General features: G+C 68.6%; 15 protein-coding genes. 5 read left to right on the top strand and 10 right to left on the bottom strand.

The features are described from left to right. Positions 1 to 43: 43 nt before the first annotated feature. From BKK79_RS14025 to BKK79_RS14015, 3 genes are all read right to left on the bottom strand, one after another. A complete protein-coding gene (locus tag BKK79_RS14025; protein WP_084084715.1) occupies positions 44 to 1,012 on the bottom strand; it encodes a 4-hydroxy-tetrahydrodipicolinate synthase family protein in 969 nt (322 codons plus the stop codon). Next, positions 999 to 1,334 carry a hypothetical protein gene (locus BKK79_RS14020; protein ID WP_071015377.1) on the bottom strand — a complete coding sequence of 112 codons (336 nt, stop codon included), beginning with the start codon at positions 1,332 to 1,334 and terminating at the stop codon, positions 999 to 1,001. Before BKK79_RS14020 ends, BKK79_RS14025 begins: the two co-directional genes overlap by 14 nt. A 176-nt stretch (positions 1,335 to 1,510) precedes the next feature. Further along, the gene (locus BKK79_RS14015; protein ID WP_071038541.1) at positions 1,511 to 2,314 is read right to left on the bottom strand and encodes a TorF family putative porin; all 804 of its coding nucleotides are present in this window, start codon (positions 2,312 to 2,314) and stop codon (positions 1,511 to 1,513) included. A 376-nt stretch (positions 2,315 to 2,690) separates the two neighbouring features. Between BKK79_RS14015 and BKK79_RS14010 the strand changes: the two genes are divergently transcribed. The 5 genes from BKK79_RS14010 to BKK79_RS13990 all read left to right on the top strand — a co-directional run bounded on the left by BKK79_RS14010 (position 2,691) and on the right by BKK79_RS13990 (position 7,513). After that, positions 2,691 to 3,815 (top strand): Re/Si-specific NAD(P)(+) transhydrogenase subunit alpha, encoded by a 1,125-nt coding sequence (locus tag BKK79_RS14010; protein ID WP_071015380.1) that lies wholly within the window; start codon positions 2,691 to 2,693, stop codon positions 3,813 to 3,815. Between the two features lie 98 nt (positions 3,816 to 3,913). Then, a complete protein-coding gene (panD, locus tag BKK79_RS14005; protein ID WP_071015386.1) occupies positions 3,914 to 4,276 on the top strand; it encodes an aspartate 1-decarboxylase in 363 nt (120 codons plus the stop codon). Positions 4,277 to 4,473: 197 nt separating this feature from the next. Beyond that, complete coding sequence (locus BKK79_RS14000; protein ID WP_071015388.1) at positions 4,474 to 4,806, top strand: NAD(P) transhydrogenase subunit alpha; 333 nt, start codon at positions 4,474 to 4,476, stop codon at positions 4,804 to 4,806. Next, positions 4,803 to 6,275: an NAD(P)(+) transhydrogenase (Re/Si-specific) subunit beta gene (locus BKK79_RS13995; RefSeq protein WP_071015390.1), complete on the top strand. Its 1,473-nt coding sequence runs from the start codon at positions 4,803 to 4,805 to the stop codon at positions 6,273 to 6,275. The genes BKK79_RS14000 and BKK79_RS13995 overlap by 4 nt, the downstream gene beginning before the upstream one ends. Before the next feature lie 191 nt (positions 6,276 to 6,466). Continuing rightward, complete coding sequence (locus tag BKK79_RS13990) at positions 6,467 to 7,513, top strand: response regulator (RefSeq protein ID WP_071037901.1); 1,047 nt, start codon at positions 6,467 to 6,469, stop codon at positions 7,511 to 7,513. Between the two features lie 37 nt (positions 7,514 to 7,550). Here the strand turns inward: BKK79_RS13990 and BKK79_RS13985 are convergent, their stop codons facing one another. The 7 genes from BKK79_RS13985 to leuS form a co-directional block, all read right to left on the bottom strand. Then, complete coding sequence (locus BKK79_RS13985) at positions 7,551 to 8,795, bottom strand: THUMP domain-containing class I SAM-dependent RNA methyltransferase (protein WP_071015395.1); 1,245 nt, start codon at positions 8,793 to 8,795, stop codon at positions 7,551 to 7,553. A 126-nt stretch (positions 8,796 to 8,921) separates the two neighbouring features. Continuing rightward, the gene (locus BKK79_RS13980; protein WP_071037900.1) at positions 8,922 to 9,527 is read right to left on the bottom strand and encodes a 2-hydroxychromene-2-carboxylate isomerase; all 606 of its coding nucleotides are present in this window, start codon (positions 9,525 to 9,527) and stop codon (positions 8,922 to 8,924) included. 110 nt (positions 9,528 to 9,637) lie between these two features. After that, positions 9,638 to 10,060 carry a CopD family protein gene (locus BKK79_RS13975; protein WP_071037899.1) on the bottom strand — a complete coding sequence of 141 codons (423 nt, stop codon included), beginning with the start codon at positions 10,058 to 10,060 and terminating at the stop codon, positions 9,638 to 9,640. Positions 10,061 to 10,150: 90 nt separating this feature from the next. Then, positions 10,151 to 11,431, bottom strand: a complete 1,281-nt coding sequence (locus tag BKK79_RS13970) for a glutamate-5-semialdehyde dehydrogenase (protein ID WP_071015403.1) — start codon at positions 11,429 to 11,431, stop codon at positions 10,151 to 10,153. A 100-nt stretch (positions 11,432 to 11,531) separates the two neighbouring features. After that, positions 11,532 to 12,581, bottom strand: a complete 1,050-nt coding sequence (gene holA / locus BKK79_RS13965) for a DNA polymerase III subunit delta (RefSeq protein WP_071037898.1) — start codon at positions 12,579 to 12,581, stop codon at positions 11,532 to 11,534. Between the two features lie 28 nt (positions 12,582 to 12,609). After that, on the bottom strand, positions 12,610 to 13,125 hold the full coding sequence (locus tag BKK79_RS13960) for an LPS-assembly lipoprotein LptE (RefSeq protein ID WP_071015408.1): 516 nt from the start codon (positions 13,123 to 13,125) through the stop codon (positions 12,610 to 12,612). Positions 13,126 to 13,160: 35 nt separating this feature from the next. Beyond that, a complete protein-coding gene (gene leuS / locus BKK79_RS13955; protein ID WP_071037897.1) occupies positions 13,161 to 15,779 on the bottom strand; it encodes a leucine--tRNA ligase in 2,619 nt (872 codons plus the stop codon). Between the last annotated feature and the right edge of the window lie 45 nt (positions 15,780 to 15,824).

Raw genomic sequence — 15,824 nt, 5'->3', positions numbered from 1 at the left:
ACCGGTTGCCGGGGCATCATGCAGGAAGGCAGCGGCGACCGCTTCAAGCCGGCAGGCCTGCCAGGGCCTGCTCGAGCGCCTTGACCAGGCCCGCGCTGGCAGGCTGCAGCGGGCGCCGCACTTCCGCGCGCACCAGCCCGCACAGCGCCAGCGCGGCCTTCACCGGGACCGGATTGGGCTCGGAGAACAGCAGGCCGACCAGCGGCTGCAGTTGCGCGAACAAGGCGCGGGCCGCTTCGTGGTGTCCGCTGCGCACCAGCCGCGCAAGCCGCACGAACAGGTCGGGACGCACGTGGGCCGAAGCCGGCACGGCGCCGGCGCCGCCGGCCAGCAGGTGCACCAGCATGGCGGCATCCTCGCCGCAGAAGACGTCGAGCGGTGCAGTGCCGGCGCCGCCGAGCGCCGGCGCTTCGCACTGCTTGATGGCAACGATGCGGGGGTGCACGGCGAGCCGGGCGATAAGCGGCGCCGACAGGCTGCAGCCGGTGCGCCCGGGTACGTTATAGAGCATCAGCGGGCGCCAGGTGGCAGCGGCCACCTGCTCGAAATGCCAGGCCATGCCGGCATCGCCGACACGCAGGTAGTAGGGCGGCGGCACCAGGTAGCCGGCCACGTCGCAGCGGTCCAGCTGGCGCACCTGCTCGCACACGGCGGCGGTATCCACGCCGCCCACGCCGGCCATCACGGGCACGGCGCCGTCGAGTGCCTGCGTGACGGCCGCCACCAGCGCGAGGCGCTCCCATGGGCGCAGCAGGCCGCCCTCCCCGGTCGTGCCGAGCAGGATCAGTCCGTCGACGCCCGCCTCCGCGTAATGCAAGGCCAGGCGCTGCGCGCACGCCAGGTCGAGCTCACCGGCGTGCAGCGGCGTCACCATCGGCAGCCACAGGCCGTGCGCCAGCGCCCGGCTGCGCGCGGCCGCCGGCGCTTCGCGCCCGGCGGCCGGGCCGTCGTCGCCAGCGCCGCTGACATGGCACGCAGGGGCCGATCCGGTCTCCGCCTCAGTGCGCCACATGGTCGGGCTCCAGCGCCGTCGTCACACCGAACTCGGCCTCGGGCAGCGCCGCCATGATGGCGTGCATGGCCGCGTCGCGCCCGCCGCGCGCCACCTCCACATGCAGCGTGGCCAGGCCGTGGCGATGATCGACCTCGACCACGTAGACGCGCGCCAGCCCGCCGATCGCACGGTGCAGGGACTGGCGCAAGGCATGCACCTGCGCCGAGGCCAGCGCCAGCCGCAAGCGGATCCAGCTGCCGGGCTGCTTGTCCGTCTCGGCCGCGAGGCGGGGCGCAGGAGCAAGCGCAGGCGCTGCAGCCTGGCTGGCGGCATGGCGCATGGAACGGCGTCGGGGCACGGCGGCAAAGGCCGCGGCTAGGCTTGGCTGTCGCATGGATGGCTGGCCCGCGCTGGGCGGGTCGTCTGTTGGAGTGATTCCATGCTAAGGACGGCGGCCTCAAATTGATGCAGGTTTGGCGTGCTCGCGCGTCAACATGCCGTAAAGATCAGAAATAGTCAGAAGCTCTTGGTGAGCGAGGCCCAGGCGGTGGCGCGGCCCACGTAGCGCCCGCTGGTATTGGTGTACACCGAGCGGTTCGCGTTGGTGTCGATGTACGCCACCGCCAGCGAGAAGCCCTTGCCCAGGTCCTTGGTCAGCCCCACCTTCCAGTCCGTATACGACGCGTCCGTCACGTGCTGCACCTTCTGGTAGCCCACGTGCGCGTTGAACGTCAGGTCCCAGAAATTCAGCGGCACGTTCGCCGACAGGTCGATGTAGAAACTGTTCTTGCTGTCGTTGAAACCGAACAGGTTGGTCAGCGCGTGCGAGTACTTCAGGAACACCGGGCCGCTGCCGATCCCGCCGTACAGCTCCGTCGTGTGCGGCCGCGTGAAGCCCGTCGGGTAGTCGCCCGGGTAGTAGTACTGCAGCACCCCCACGTCATAGTTCCAGTCCAGCCCCGCCAGCGCGAAGGTGTTCTTGAAGCCGCCGTAGAAGTCCATCTCGATCGGCGCCGACACCTGCGAGCTGCTGTCCGAGAGCCAGCTGATGTTCGAGTTCCAGTTGCCCACGTAGAAACCGCTCTCGTGCGCGTAGTCGAAGCCCCCCTGGATCGCCGGATGGCGGTTGGTCTGCATCAGCCCGCGGTAGCGGTACTCGGTGGCCAGCGTCACATTGGCCGTGAACGTGTGCGGCGACGCCGGCGCCGCGTCCGCTGCCGGCGCGGCCGCCGCCGGTGCGGGCGTGGCTGCCGCGTCGCCGCTGCTCTGCGCAAAAGCGCCCGTGGCACCCAGGCAACCGGCCGCCAGCAGGCCGGCCATGGCGGCGCGCCGCGCCGAAGAAAGGAAGAAAGACGTCATCTGCAAGCTCCGAGAAATCCCGGCACATGCCTTGTGGTTGCGCCGGAAGCGCCACTGCCGCGCGCGTGATGCCGCGTCCAAGTGGCGCAGGCGCAACGATACGGAGCAGCGCCTCAAATCGGCGTCAAGATTGGGTGGCGCGGCGAAGTCTTTCGATAAAGGCTGAATGTGCGCTCATTACTACGTCTGCAATCCCCGACCGATGCGTCACCATTGAGCGTCAGATTCCTGTAAGCTGCGGCAAAATTGTGCGCTGCGGCCGGTCGCCGGCAGAGCGCAACGGGCCAGGCAATCCGCCCGCCAACAGAATGGAAGCCAGCCAAAGGAGAAATTGACGATGCACATCGGCATCCCGCAGGAGACGCGGGCAGGTGAGACGCGCGTCGCCGCTACGCCGGAGACGGTCAAGAAGTACCTGGCGCAGGGCCACCAGGTCACGGTCCAGGCGGAGGCTGGTGTGCGCGCCAGCCAGCCGGACGCAGCCTACGAGGCGCTCGGCGCCCGCATCGGCACTGCCGCCGAGGCGCTCGGCGCCGAGCTGGTGCTCAAGGTGCGCGCACCGGACGACGCCGAGCGCGCGCAGATGAAGCCCGGCGCGATACTGGTGGGCATGCTCAATCCCTTCGACGCAGACAACAACGCGCGCATGGCTACGGCGGGCCTGACCGCCTTCGCGCTGGAAGCCGCGCCGCGCACCACGCGCGCCCAGAGCATGGACGTGCTGTCCTCGCAGGCCAATATCGCCGGCTACAAGGCCGTGCTGGAAGCGGCCCACCACTACCAGCGCTTCATGCCGATGCTGATGACCGCGGCCGGCACCGTGAAGGCAGCGCGCGTGCTGATCCTCGGCGCCGGCGTGGCCGGGCTGCAGGCCATCGCGACGGCCAAGCGGCTGGGCGCGGTGATCGAGGCCTCCGACGTGCGGCCCGCGGTCAAGGAGCAGATCGAATCGCTGGGCGCCAAGTTCCTCGACGTGCCCTTCCTCACCGACGAAGAGCGCGAGATCGCCCAAGGCGTGGGCGGCTATGCGCGCCCGATGCCGGCCGACTGGATGCGCCGCCAGGCCGAACTGGTGCACGAACGCGCCCGGCAGGCCGACATCGTCATCACCACCGCGCTGATCCCCGGGCGCGCGGCGCCGGTGCTGCTCAAGGAAGACACCGTGCAGCAGATGAAGCCCGGCTCCGTGGTGGTGGACCTGGCGGCGGCGCAGGGCGGCAACTGCCCGCTGACGGTGCCCGACCAGGTGGTGCAGCGCCACGGCGTCACGCTGGTGGGCCACACCAACCTGGCCAGCATGGTGGCGGCCGACGCGTCCGCCCTGTACGCGCGCAACGTGCTTGACTTCCTCAAGCTGATCGTCGACAAGGAAGGCAAGCCGGTGATCGACCTGTCTGACGACATCGTCGCCGCCTGCCTGATGTGCAAGGGCGGCGAGGTCGTGCGCCAGTCGGCATCCTGAGCTTTTCCACGGCCCTGCGGGGCCCTCTCCCGGTCCCGGCGCCGCGCGCTGCGCGCAGGCGCGCCGGACCTGCATCAACCAAGAAGGACGTATCACCCATGCAACGCATCATGCTCCGCGCCAAGCTGCACCGTGTCACCGTGACGCAGGCGGACCTGAACTACGAAGGCTCGTGCGGCATCGACCAGGACCTGCTCGACGCGGCCGACATGAAGGAATTCGAGAAGATCGAGCTGTACAACGTCAACAACGGCGAGCGCTTCTCGACCTACATCATCAAGGGCGAGCGCGGCAGCGGCGAAATCTCGCTGAACGGCGCCGCCGCGCGCCGCGCGCACCTGGGCGACCAGCTCATCATCTGCACCTATGCGCCGATGAGCGACGAAGAGATCGCCAGCTACAAGCCCAAGGTCATCCTGGTCAACGAGAAGAACGCGATCAAGGAAATCAAGAAGATCTGAGGCCGCCGGCCCATGCCCAGCCTCGCCCCGCATCCCGCCCACGCCAGCCGCACGGCATGGCGCGGGCGACCCGCGGGCCGGGGCGGCGCGCCGCCCTGGCGCGCTGCGCCGCACCGGCCGCGCCGGTATTCGTGACGAGCCACAGCCCCACAACAATGAAGCGGTAGCACGGATTCAAGCAAACGGAGGAGAAGTCGATGGAGATGGTGAACCACACGGTGATCAACCTGATCATCTTCGTGCTGGCGATCTACGTGGGCTACCACGTGGTCTGGACGGTCACGCCGGCCCTGCACACGCCCCTGATGGCGGTGACCAATGCGATCTCGGCCATCATCATCGTCGGCGCCATGCTCGCCGCGGGCCTGACCGAAGGCATGGTCGGACGCACCATGGGCACGCTCGCCGTGGCCCTGGCCGCGGTCAACGTGTTCGGCGGCTTCCTGGTGACCCAGCGCATGCTGGAGATGTTCAAGAAGAAGGAGCCCAAGGCCAAGGCCGACACCAAGGGCAAGGAGGGCGCGCAATGAGCGGCCTCGTCAGCATGAACCTCGTCACCCTGCTCTACCTGCTCGCCTCGGTCTGCTTCATCCAGGCGCTCAAGGGGCTGTCCCACCCTGCCACGGCACGCCGCGGCAATGCCTTCGGCATGGCCGGCATGGCCATCGCCGCACTCACCACGGTGGCGCTGATCGCCAAGCTCAAGGCGGAGTTCCTCGCCGCCGGCGCGGCCCAGTCCTCGATCGCCACCGGCCTGGGCCTGATCCTGCTGTCCCTGGTGGTCGGCGGCGGCATCGGCGCCTATGTGGCGCGCAAGGTCGAGATGACCAAGATGCCCGAACTGGTGGCGGCGATGCACTCGCTGATCGGCCTGGCCGCGGTCTTCATCGCGGTGGCGGCGGTGGCCGAGCCGGCCGCCTTCGGCATCACGCCGCCGGAGTCGCACGAGATCCCGATGGGCAACCGCGTCGAGCTGTTCATCGGCTGCTTCGTCGGTGCCATCACCTTCTCCGGCTCGGTGATCGCCTTCGGCAAGCTGGCCGGACGCTACAAGTTCCGCCTGTTCCAGGGCGCGCCGGTGGTCTTCCCCGGCCAGCACTGGCTGAACCTGCTGCTGGCGCTGGCCATGGTCGGCTTCGGCGTCGGCTTCTTCCTGACGCAGGCCTGGCTGCCCTTCCTGGTGATGCTGGCGCTCGCCTTCGTGCTCGGCGTGATGATCATCATCCCGATCGGCGGTGCCGACATGCCGGTGGTGGTGTCGATGCTGAACTCGTACTCGGGCTGGGCCGCGGCCGGCATCGGCTTCTCGCTGAACAACCCGATGCTGATCATCGCGGGCTCGCTGGTGGGCTCCTCCGGCGCCATCCTCTCGTACATCATGTGCCGGGCGATGAACCGCTCGTTCTTCAACGTGATCCTGGGCGGCTTCGGCGGCGACGCCTCGGCCGTCTCGGCCGGCGGCGCCCAGGCGCAGCGCAACGTCAAGTCCGGCTCGGCCGACGACGCGGCCTTCCTGATGGGCAACGCCGAGACCGTGATCATCGTGCCCGGCTACGGCCTGGCGGTGGCGCGCGCCCAGCACGCGCTGAAGGAGTTGACCGAGATGCTTTCGGAGAAGGGGGTCACGGTCAAGTACGCGATCCACCCGGTAGCCGGGCGCATGCCGGGTCACATGAACGTGCTGCTGGCCGAGGCGGAAGTGCCCTACGACCAGGTCTTTGAGATGGAAGACATCAACAGCGAGTTCGGCCAGGCCGACGTGGTGCTGGTGCTCGGGGCCAACGACGTGGTCAACCCGGCGGCCAAGACCGACCCGAACTCGCCGATCGCCGGCATGCCGATCCTGGAGGCATACAAGGCCAAGACCATCATCGTCAACAAGCGCTCGATGGCGGCCGGCTACGCCGGCCTGGACAACGAGCTGTTCTACATGGACAAGACCATGATGGTGTTCGGCGACGCCAAGAAGGTGGTCGAGGACATGGTCAAGGCGGTCTGAGCGGCGCCGGCGGCGCGTGCGGCCGCCGAGGCCGCCGGCATGCCCGTGCACGGGTCGTGCCGGCGGCACACGTTTGCGCGGGTTCGCGGGCGCGCTATACTGCCTTGCCATCGAGGCTCGCGCGCGCCCGGCTGTGCCTCGGAAGCCGAACCCCTTGCCTGCCGTGCGGCCCGCACGGCCGCCGAACCGCCATGACATTCAGCCAGCACGACCGGAGCCTGTCGGTCTTCCACCACCCGATCCTGACGGTCCTGGTGGACGACAGCAAGTCGTTCATCGACAGCTTGGCCTTCCAGATGGATGCCTCGCGCGCCGTGGTGTCCTTCACCGATCCGCGCGAGGCGCTGCAGTGGATCCGTGATGCCTACACGAGCCGCTTCCCGGGCTTCCTGCCGGTGCGCGTGACGCACGACGACCTGACCTTCCTCAGCGAGCGGCGCACCGTGCAGCTCGATGTCGACCGCATCTACCGCCAGATCCACGACATCCACCGCTTCCTGCAGCCGGGGGTGGTGGTGGTCGACTACTCGATGCCGCAGATGGACGGGCTGAGCTTCTGCCAGGCCTTGCAGGACCTGCCGTGCAAGACCATCCTGCTGACCGGGACGGCCGACGAAAGCATCGCGGTCGAGGGCTTCAACCACGGCCTGATCGACCGCTACGTCAAGAAGCACGAAAGCAATATGGTGGGACGCCTGTGCAAGGAGATCGATGCACTGCAGCAACAGTACTTCACCGTGCTGTCGCGCACGCTGCGCGACCTGCTGACGCGCCACTCGTACTCCTTCCTGTCGGACCCTGCGGTGGCCGACAGGGTGCGGCAGATTGCCGCACGCTACAACTTTGTCGAGTATTACCTCTACCCCAACCCGGTCGGCATCCTGATGCTGACGGCGCAGGGCCAGGCCACGCTGATGGTCATCGAGACCCAGGCCGGCCTGATGAGCCAGGTCGAGTCGGCCGAGGCCTACGATGCGCCGGCGCCGCTGGTCGAGGGCCTGCGCGAGGGCCGCATCGTCCCGTTCTTCTGGCCCGGCAATGGCATGTTCACCCCGGCCTGCATCGACTGGGAGCAGTACTGCCTGCCTGCCGAGCGCTGCGAAGGCCGCGAGACCTATTACTACGCCCTGTTCGACCTGCCACGCCACCTGCTGCAGGAACCGGTGGTCAGCTACCAGTCATTCCTGGCCGATTTCGCGCGCGACCCGGACGCACTGACCGGCCGCAAGCGCGACTGAGCCTGCCGCCCGGGCGCGCTTTCCCTGGCGCAATGGACTAGGCGCTGCGGTTGCCGCCGCGCACCATGTCGAAACGGAACAACCGGCACTCGATATTGCCGTTGTACAGCGGGGTGCGGCGCGATTCCTTCAGTCGCAGCCGCCGCGGCAGGCTCAGGTCGCCGGTGAAGATCCAGGCCTGCCAGCCGGCGAACTGCTGCTTGAGCGTGGCGGCGAAGGCGGCCGCGAACTGGTCGGCCGCCGCTTCCTCCGCCTCGTCGCGCGGCAAGACCTCTTCCGGCTGGCGCCGCGCGCCGCGCACGGCGATACGCTCGCCATAGGGCGGATTCATCAGCAGCAGGCCCGGCTCGGCGAACGGCGGCTGGGTATGGCGGGCATCGACCTGCTTCAGGCGTGCCTCGCCGGGCAGGCCGGCGCGCTGCCAGTTCGCCTGTGCCATCGCCAGCATGTCCGTGGAAATATCGCTGCCGGCGATCTGCAGCCCGTCGCCGCCGGCCAGCATGCGCGCGCGCTGCGCATCGGCCTTCAGCGCCTGCCAGGCCTTGCCGTCCAGGCCCTTGAGCCATTCGAAGGCGAAGCTGCGGCTGGCGCCCGGCGCCAGGCCCAGTGCAACCTGCGCCGCCTCGACCATGAAGGTGCCGCTGCCGCACATCGGGTCGTAGAAGGGCCGCGCGGTGTGGCCGGGCACCCAGCCAGCCAGGCGCAGGATGCCGGCCGCGAGGTTCTCCTTCAGCGGTGCCTCGCCCTTTTCCATGCGCCAGCCGCGCTTGAACAGCGGCTCGCCGGAGGTGTCGAGGTAGAGCGTGCAGTCGCGCTCGGTCAGGTGGGCGTAGATGCGTACGTCCGGACTGGCGGTGTCGACACTGGGCCGCCCCCCCAGGCGTTCCCGCATCGCGTCGCAGATGCCGTCCTTGACCCGCAGCGCAGCGAAGTTCAGGCTGCGCAGCGGTGACTTGTTGGAGGTCACGTCCACGCGCAGGGTCTCGTCCGGCGAGAACCACTGCTCCCAGCGCTGGGCCCGCGCCAGTGCATAGACGTCATCCTCGTGCCGGTAGCCGCGCGCGGCCACGCGCATCAGCACGCGGCTGGCGATGCGCGAATGCAGGTTGACGGCATAGGCGGCCGCCGGCACGCCGGAGAACTCGACCCCGCCCGCCACCTCGCGGTGCACCTGGAACGGCGCGACCGAGGCAATGCCTGGGCGCGCCGCGATCTCGCGCAACTCGTCGGCGAGGGCGGTCTCGAGGCCACGCGGGCAAGGGGCGAAGAAGGCTTGGGTCATGAGGTTCCTGCAAAGAAGAAGAGCGCCGCCGGCGGACAGCGCCGGCGCAAATGAAAACGTCCGCCAGGGCGGACGGTAGCACACCCGCGCCGCCTGTGCGCCGCCGGTGGACATGGGACGGAGCGATCAGCCGGCCGCCAGCGCGCGGTCGAGGAAATCGAGCCGGTCCTGGCCCCAGAACGATTCGCCCTCGTAGACATACCAGGGGGCACCGAACACGCCGGCCGAGATCGCGTCCTGGGTATGCTGGGCATAGGCTGCCTGCACGGCCTGGGCCTCGCTGGCCTTGAGCAGGGCCGCGCCGTCGAGCCCGGCCTCGCCGGCGATCTGCGCCAGCGCGGCACCATCGGCGATATTGCGCTGCTCGGCCCACACCGCACGGCCGATGGCGCCGGTCAGGTCCATCGCGCGCGCGGTACCGTGCGCGAGCTGGGTGGCGATGATCAGCCTGGCTGCGGCGTCGCCCGACACCGGAAAGAAGGTCGGCTGCAGGTTCAGCGGCATGCCCAGATAACGGCTCCAGCGTTCCAGCTCGACCAGGCGATAGGCCTGGCGCTGCGGCGGGCGCTGGGCAAGCGGCAGGCCGCCGGAGACGGCGAAGACCTTGCCCAGGTCACAGGGCTTGAGGTTGACCTGGACGCCGTGCCGCGCCGCGATGGCGGCGAAGCGCTCGTGGCCGAGGTAGACGAAAGGCGAAGGGGCGGTGAAGTAGTAGTCGACCTGCTTGCTCATCGGGTTGGTCTCGCTAAGTCATGCACCGGGCCCGTGGGCACCGGCGGGTTCGTACAGCTGGCTGCAAGGGTATCAGGGCGGGATGACAGGCGACCGCGCGGCTGCCGCTCTCAGAAGGGCTTCACCACCACCAGGATCACCACCGCCAGCAGCACCAGCACCGGCAGTTCGTTGAACCAGCGGTAGAAGGTGTGCGAGCGGGTATTGCGACCCGCCTCGAACTTGCGCAGCAGCACACCGCAGCCGTGGTGGTAGCCGATCAGGACCAGCACCAGTGCGAGCTTGGTGTGCATCCAGCCCTGGCCGGGCCCGCGCCCGATGCCGTAGCCGAGATAGAGCCACAGGCCGAACGCCAGCGCCGGCACCGCCAGGATGGTCATGAAGCGGTACAGCTTGCGTGCCATCAGCAGCAGCCGCTGCAGGGCGGCCGCGTCGGTTTCCATCGCCAGGTTGACGAAGATGCGCGGCAGGTAGAACAGGCCGGCGAACCAGGAGACGACGAAGACGATATGCAGCGCTTTGACCCAGAGCATCGGCAGGCGTGAGTTATCGGTTGGAGATGAAGAAGTCCGCGGCGGCGGGGCAGCGGACCGGTGGGCCGGCGCGGCGCCGGCCGCCCTGCCTCAGGTGCGGATCTCGCCGTGGCCGAACACCACGTACTTGAGCGAAGTCAGGCCTTCCAGTCCAACCGGGCCGCGCGCATGCAGCTTGTCGTTGGAGATGCCGATCTCCGCGCCCAGGCCGTACTCGAAGCCGTCGGCGAAACGGGTCGAGGCATTGATCATCACGCTGGCCGAATCCACCTCGCGCAGGAAGCGCAGACCGGTGGAGTAATTCTCGGTGATGATGGAATCGGTGTGCGCCGAACCGTAGGTATTGATGTGCTCGATGGCGGCATCTACGTCGTCGACGGTGCGGATCGCCAGCACCGGCGCCAGGTACTCGAGCCGCCAGTCTTCGTCGGTGGCATTGACCAGGCCGGAGAAGCCGGCGGCCTCCAGCGTCGCGCGCGTGTCGGCGCACACGCGCAGCTCCACACCCTTGTCCTGATAGATGCGGCACAGCGGCGGCAGCACGGTGGCGGCGATATCGCGCGCCACCAGCAGCGTTTCCATCGTGTTGCACGGCGCATAGCGCTGCGTCTTGGCGTTGTCGCAGACGCGCACCGCCTTCTCGACATCGGCATCGACGTCGATGAAGACGTGGCAGATGCCGTCCAGGTGCTTGATCATCGGCACGCGCGCTTCCTGCATCAGGCGCGCGATCAGGCTCTTGCCGCCGCGCGGCACGATCACGTCGACGTATTCCGTCATGGTGATCATCCGGCCGACCGCTGCGCGGTCGGTGGTCTCGATCACCTGCACGGCCTCGGCCGGGAGGCCGGCCGCGGCCAGCCCCTCTGCCACCAGCCGGGCCAGCGCGGTATTGGATTCGATCGCCTCCGAACCGCCGCGCAGGATGGTGGCATTGCCGGATTTCAGGCACAGCGCCGCCGCATCGATGGTGACGTTGGGACGCGACTCGTAGATGATGCCGATCACGCCCAGCGGCACGCGCATCTGGCCGACCTGGATGCCGGTCGGGCGGAACTTCATATTGCTGATCTCGCCGATCGGGTCCGGCAGCGCGGCGATCTGCTCGAGGCCGGCGGCCATGGTGGCGATGGCCTTGTCCGACAGCGTCAGGCGGTCGACGAAGGCGGCGTCCTGGCCATTGGCGCGCGCACGCTCGACGTCGCGCGCGTTGACGGCCTTGAGCTGCTCGGCGTCGCGGCGGATGGCCGCGGCGATGGTCAGCAGCGCGCGGTTCTTGTCGGCGGTACTGGCGCGCGCCATCGCGCGCGAAGCGGCGCGGGCCTGGCGGCCGACGCGGTCCATGTAGAGGTTGAGATCGAGCTCGTTCATATGTCTGGCCGGGGCGTCCCCTGCCCTCAATGCTTGTCTTCTAATACCTGGAGTCGGCGCGCCGGCGCGTCGCCCGCGCCAGCCGGGCATGGCGCCGCGGCTAGCGCGCGATCATCAGCGCGAGCTGCTGCAGGCCATCCCAGGGTTCGGCCGGCAGCGGCTCGCCCGGACCGGGCGGCAGGCCCTTGACCTGGCGGTCCAGCCGCGCGGCCAGCGCCAGCGCCGCCTCCAGCCGGGCCATCGATAACCGTTGTGCGGCCTGCGGCGCGAGCTTCTCGCGCGCACCCCAGATGCGCAGCTCGCGTGCCAGCACGGCGGCGGGCTTGCCTGCCGCCAGTCCTTGCCGGAGCTTGGATAATACGCGAATTTCCTCGGCCAGCGCCCATAGCACCAGCACCGTCGCCTCGCCCTCGCCGCGCAGCCCTTCGAGCATGCGCACCAGGCGCGGCACATCGCCGGCCAGCATGGCCTCGGACAACTTGAAGACGTCGTAGCGCGCCACATTGAGCACGGCGTCGTGGACCTGCTCGAAGCTCAGCTCACCGGCCGGATAGAGCAGGCCCAGCTTCTGGATCTCCTGGTGGGCCGCCAGCAGGTTGCCTTCGACCTTGTCGGCGATGAACTGCAGCGCGCGCCGGCCGGGTTCGCCGCCCTCCACCCGCTGCTGCTGCAAGGCCAGCCGTTCACCGATCCAGGCCGGCAGGCGCGCGCGGTCCACCATGTCGACCTTGACCGAGACGCCGGCGCCTTCGAGCGCCTGGAACCAGGCCGACTTGGCCGCGGCGAAATCCAGGCGCGGCAGCGTCACCAGCAGCAGCACATCCGGCGACGACTGGGCCGCGACCGCGCGCAAGGCCTCGCCACCGTCCTTGCCCGGCTTGCCGGACGGGATGCGCAGCTCGACCACCTTGCGGTCGCCGAACAGCGACATCGACTGCTGCGCCTCGGTCAGCTGGCTCCAGTGGAAACCGCGCTCGGCCACCAGCACGTCGCGCTCGGTGAAGCCGCTCTCGCGCGCAGCGCGGCGCAGCCGGTCCACGGCCTCGAGCACCAGCAGGTGCTCGTCGCCGTGCACCACGTAGAGCGGGGCCAGCCCCTTGCTCTTGGCCTGGCGCAGGTGCGCTTCGAGGGCGTCTGGCTTGATCTGCATGCCTTGCGTGCGCCGCGGACGGCCCCGCTCAGAGCGACTTGACCGACGCCAGGCGGCGGATCAGCTGCTGCACGATATCGCTCTGCATGTCGCGGTAGAGCTGCTGCTCCTCGTAGTCCTTGGCCAGCGTGTTCGCCTCGTTGTAGGTCAGGTCGCGCGTCAACATCATCTGCGAGGGCGCGATCAGTTCCTTGCCGTCGGCGCCGCGCAGGCGGAAGGTGAAGCGCTGCGTCAGGCGGTATTCGCGCACCACGCCGGCGGTGGTCAGCGACAGCACGGTCTTGACGCGCGAGTCCTGCAGCACGTCGAGCAGGGCGTCGGCCTGCTTCGGATCGTCGACGACGACGGTGTCGGAGCCACCGCGGATGGTGCGACGCAGCTCTGCGCCCATCGGCGAATTGGCCGGAATCCCTACGTACAGCCGCTTGAAGGCGAAATCGCTCTGGCCGCGCAGGTGGAAGCCGCAGCCGCCCAGCAGGCCGGCAGCAGCGCCGGCGAGGATCAGGGCGAGCGCCTTGCGGCGGGACGGGCTCGGGCTATCCATGTCGTTGACGTTCCTTGGAAGATAGGCGGCGCCGCTTACAGCACCACGTTGACCAGGCGGCCCGGCACCACGACGATCTTCTTCGGCGCGGCACCGGCGGCGAACTTCGCCACCGTCTCGCTGGCTGCCGCGGCCGCCTCGATGGCGGCGCGATCGGCACCTGCCGGCACCACGATGCTGCCGCGGACCTTGCCGTTGACCTGCAGGACCAGTTCGATCTCGCTCAGCACCAGCGCCGACTCGTCGACCTGCGGCCAGGGTGCATCGAGCAGGTCGCCGGCGGACGCGGCGTAGCCCAGTTCCTGCCACAGCACATGGGTGACGTGGGGCACCACCGGATAGAGCGCGCGCAGCAGGATGCCGAAGCACTCGCGGCGCGCCGCGGGCGAAGCCACCTTGGCGTCCTCCAGTGCGTTCAGCATCTTCATGGTGGCGGACACCACGGTGTTGTACTGGATGCGCTGGTAATCGTAGTTGGCCTGCTTGAGCACGCTGTGGATCTCGCGGCGCAGCGCGCGGTCGGCTTCCGCCGTCTCCCTGCCGCCGGCGCGGATGGCCTCGGCATGCGCATGGCCGTAGGCCCAGACGCGGCGCAGGAAGCGCGATGCGCCTTCCACGCCGGAGCCGCTCCATTCGAGCTGCTGCTCGGGAGGTGCGGCGAACATCACGAACAGGCGCGCGGTATCGGCGCCATACTGGTCGATCAGTGCCTGCGGGTCGATGCCGTTGTTCTTCGACTTCGACATCTTCTCCACGCCACCGATCACCACCGGCTGGCCGTCGGCCTTCAGCGTGGCGCCGAGCGGGCGACCGCGCTCGTCGGTCTGCAGGTCGACGTCGGCGGGGTTGTACCAGGTCTTCTTGCCGGACGCATCCTCGCGGTAGAAGGTCTCGTTGAGCACCATGCCCTGGGTCAGCAGGTTGGTGAACGGCTCGTCGAACTTGACCAGGCCCAGGTCACGCATGACCTTGGTCCAGAAGCGCGCGTACAGCAGGTGCAGGATCGCGTGCTCGATGCCGCCGATGTACTGGTCCATCGGCATCCAGTAATCGTTGCGCGCGTCGACCATGGTGGCTGCGTCCGGGCAGGTGTAGCGCATGTAGTACCAGCACGAGTCGATGAAGGTGTCCATCGTGTCGGTCTCGCGCCGCGCCGGCTTGCCGCAGGACGGGCAACTGCAGTTGAGGAAGCGCGGGTCCTTGGCCAGCGGATTGCCGCTGCCGTCCGGCACCAGGTCTTCCGGCAGCACCACCGGCAGGTCCTGCTCGGGCACCGGCACCACGCCGCAGCTCTCGCAGTGGATCAGCGGGATCGGCGTGCCCCAGTAGCGCTGGCGCGAGATGCCCCAGTCGCGCAGGCGCCAGGTGATCTTCTTCTCGCCCAGGCCCTGCGCCGCCAGGTCGGCCGCGATGGCGTCGACGGCGGCTTCGTAGCCCAGGCCGTCGTACTTGCCGCTGTGGATGCAGCGGCCATGTTCCTTGTCGCCGTACCACTCGGCCCAGGCCTCGGTCGAATACGCCTGGGCCTTGACGTCGATCACCTGCTTGATCGGCAGGCCGTACTTGCGCGCGAAGGCGAAATCGCGCTCATCGTGCGCCGGCACGCCCATCACGGCACCGTCGCCATAGCTCATCAGCACGTAGTTGCCGACCCAGACGTCGACCGGCTCGCCGGTCAGCGGGTGGGTGACCTGCAGGCCGGTCGGCATGCCCTTCTTTTCCATGGTCGCCATGTCGGCTTCCATCACCGAGCCGCGCTTGCACTCCTCGATGAACGCCGCCAGCTCGGGATTGCCCGCGGCGGCATGGGTCGCCAGCGGGTGCTCAGCGGCCACCGCGCAGAAGGTCACGCCCATGATGGTGTCGGCGCGCGTGGTGAACACGTACAACTTGCCGTCATTGATAGGCTTGCCGTCGTCGCCGGGGATGCTGTGCGGGAAGGCAAAGCGCACGCCGGAGCTCTTGCCGATCCAGTTCTGCTGCATCAGCTTGACGCGCTCGGGCCAGCCCAGGTCGTCCAGGTCGCTCAGCAGTTCCTGCGCGTAGTCGGTGATGCGCAGGTAGTACATGGGGATCTCGCGCTTCTCCACCAGCGCGCCCGAACGCCAGCCGCGCCCGTCGATGACCTGCTCGTTGGCCAGCACGGTCTGGTCGATCGGGTCCCAGTTGACGGTGCCGGTCTTGCGGTAGGCAATGCCCTTTTCCAGCATCTTCAGGAACAGCCACTGGTTCCAGCGGTAGTAGTCCGGGCTGCAGGTGGCAACCTCGCGCGACCAGTCGATGGCCAGGCCCATCGACTGCATCTGCTTCTTCATGTACGCGATGTTGTCATAGGTCCAGGCAGCCGGCGCCACGCCGTTGTTCAGGGCGGCGTTCTCGGCGGGCATGCCGAAGGCATCCCATCCCATCGGCATCAGCACGTTATGGCCGTTCATGCGCAGGTAGCGCGCCATCACGTCGTTGATGGTGTAGTTGCGCACGTGGCCCATGTGCAGCTTGCCCGACGGATACGGCAGCATCGAGCAGGCGTAGAACTTCGACTTCTCCTTGCCGTCGGCGCCCTTCGCATGCTCCGAGACGCGGTAGGCGTCGATGGCTTGCCAGTGCTGCTGGGCGGCTTGTTCAACGGCGGAGGGAAGATATTTGTCTTGCATGGTCAGGACGGCGATCTGGGCGGCGCCCGGCTGCGGGCCGGCGCT

Source organism: Cupriavidus sp. USMAA2-4 (genome assembly GCF_001854305.1).
In the GTDB taxonomy this organism is placed as follows: Bacteria; Pseudomonadota; Gammaproteobacteria; order Burkholderiales; family Burkholderiaceae; genus Cupriavidus; species Cupriavidus malaysiensis.
The sequence above is the reverse complement of the archived record's forward strand: the minus strand, read 5'-3'. Positions and strand labels throughout refer to the sequence as shown.

What these genes read in the sequence shown, in the direction of transcription:
- BKK79_RS14025 (WP_084084715.1), bottom strand. Translation starts at nt 1,012, where the DNA reads ATGTGGCGCACTGAGGCGGAGACCGGATCGGCCCCTGCGTGCCATGTC.
- BKK79_RS14020 (WP_071015377.1), bottom strand. Translation starts at nt 1,334, where the DNA reads ATGCGCCATGCCGCCAGCCAGGCTGCAGCGCCTGCGCTTGCTCCTGCG.
- BKK79_RS14015 (WP_071038541.1), bottom strand. Translation starts at nt 2,314, where the DNA reads ATGGCCGGCCTGCTGGCGGCCGGTTGCCTGGGTGCCACGGGCGCTTTT.
- BKK79_RS14010 (WP_071015380.1), top strand. Translation starts at nt 2,691, where the DNA reads ATGCACATCGGCATCCCGCAGGAGACGCGGGCAGGTGAGACGCGCGTC.
- panD (WP_071015386.1), top strand. Translation starts at nt 3,914, where the DNA reads ATGCAACGCATCATGCTCCGCGCCAAGCTGCACCGTGTCACCGTGACG.
- BKK79_RS14000 (WP_071015388.1), top strand. Translation starts at nt 4,474, where the DNA reads ATGGAGATGGTGAACCACACGGTGATCAACCTGATCATCTTCGTGCTG.
- BKK79_RS13995 (WP_071015390.1), top strand. Translation starts at nt 4,803, where the DNA reads ATGAGCGGCCTCGTCAGCATGAACCTCGTCACCCTGCTCTACCTGCTC.
- BKK79_RS13990 (WP_071037901.1), top strand. Translation starts at nt 6,467, where the DNA reads ATGACATTCAGCCAGCACGACCGGAGCCTGTCGGTCTTCCACCACCCG.
- BKK79_RS13985 (WP_071015395.1), bottom strand. Translation starts at nt 8,795, where the DNA reads ATGACCCAAGCCTTCTTCGCCCCTTGCCCGCGTGGCCTCGAGACCGCC.
- BKK79_RS13980 (WP_071037900.1), bottom strand. Translation starts at nt 9,527, where the DNA reads ATGAGCAAGCAGGTCGACTACTACTTCACCGCCCCTTCGCCTTTCGTC.
- BKK79_RS13975 (WP_071037899.1), bottom strand. Translation starts at nt 10,060, where the DNA reads ATGCTCTGGGTCAAAGCGCTGCATATCGTCTTCGTCGTCTCCTGGTTC.
- BKK79_RS13970 (WP_071015403.1), bottom strand. Translation starts at nt 11,431, where the DNA reads ATGAACGAGCTCGATCTCAACCTCTACATGGACCGCGTCGGCCGCCAG.
- holA (WP_071037898.1), bottom strand. Translation starts at nt 12,581, where the DNA reads ATGCAGATCAAGCCAGACGCCCTCGAAGCGCACCTGCGCCAGGCCAAG.
- BKK79_RS13960 (WP_071015408.1), bottom strand. Translation starts at nt 13,125, where the DNA reads ATGGATAGCCCGAGCCCGTCCCGCCGCAAGGCGCTCGCCCTGATCCTC.
- leuS (WP_071037897.1), bottom strand. Translation starts at nt 15,779, where the DNA reads ATGCAAGACAAATATCTTCCCTCCGCCGTTGAACAAGCCGCCCAGCAG.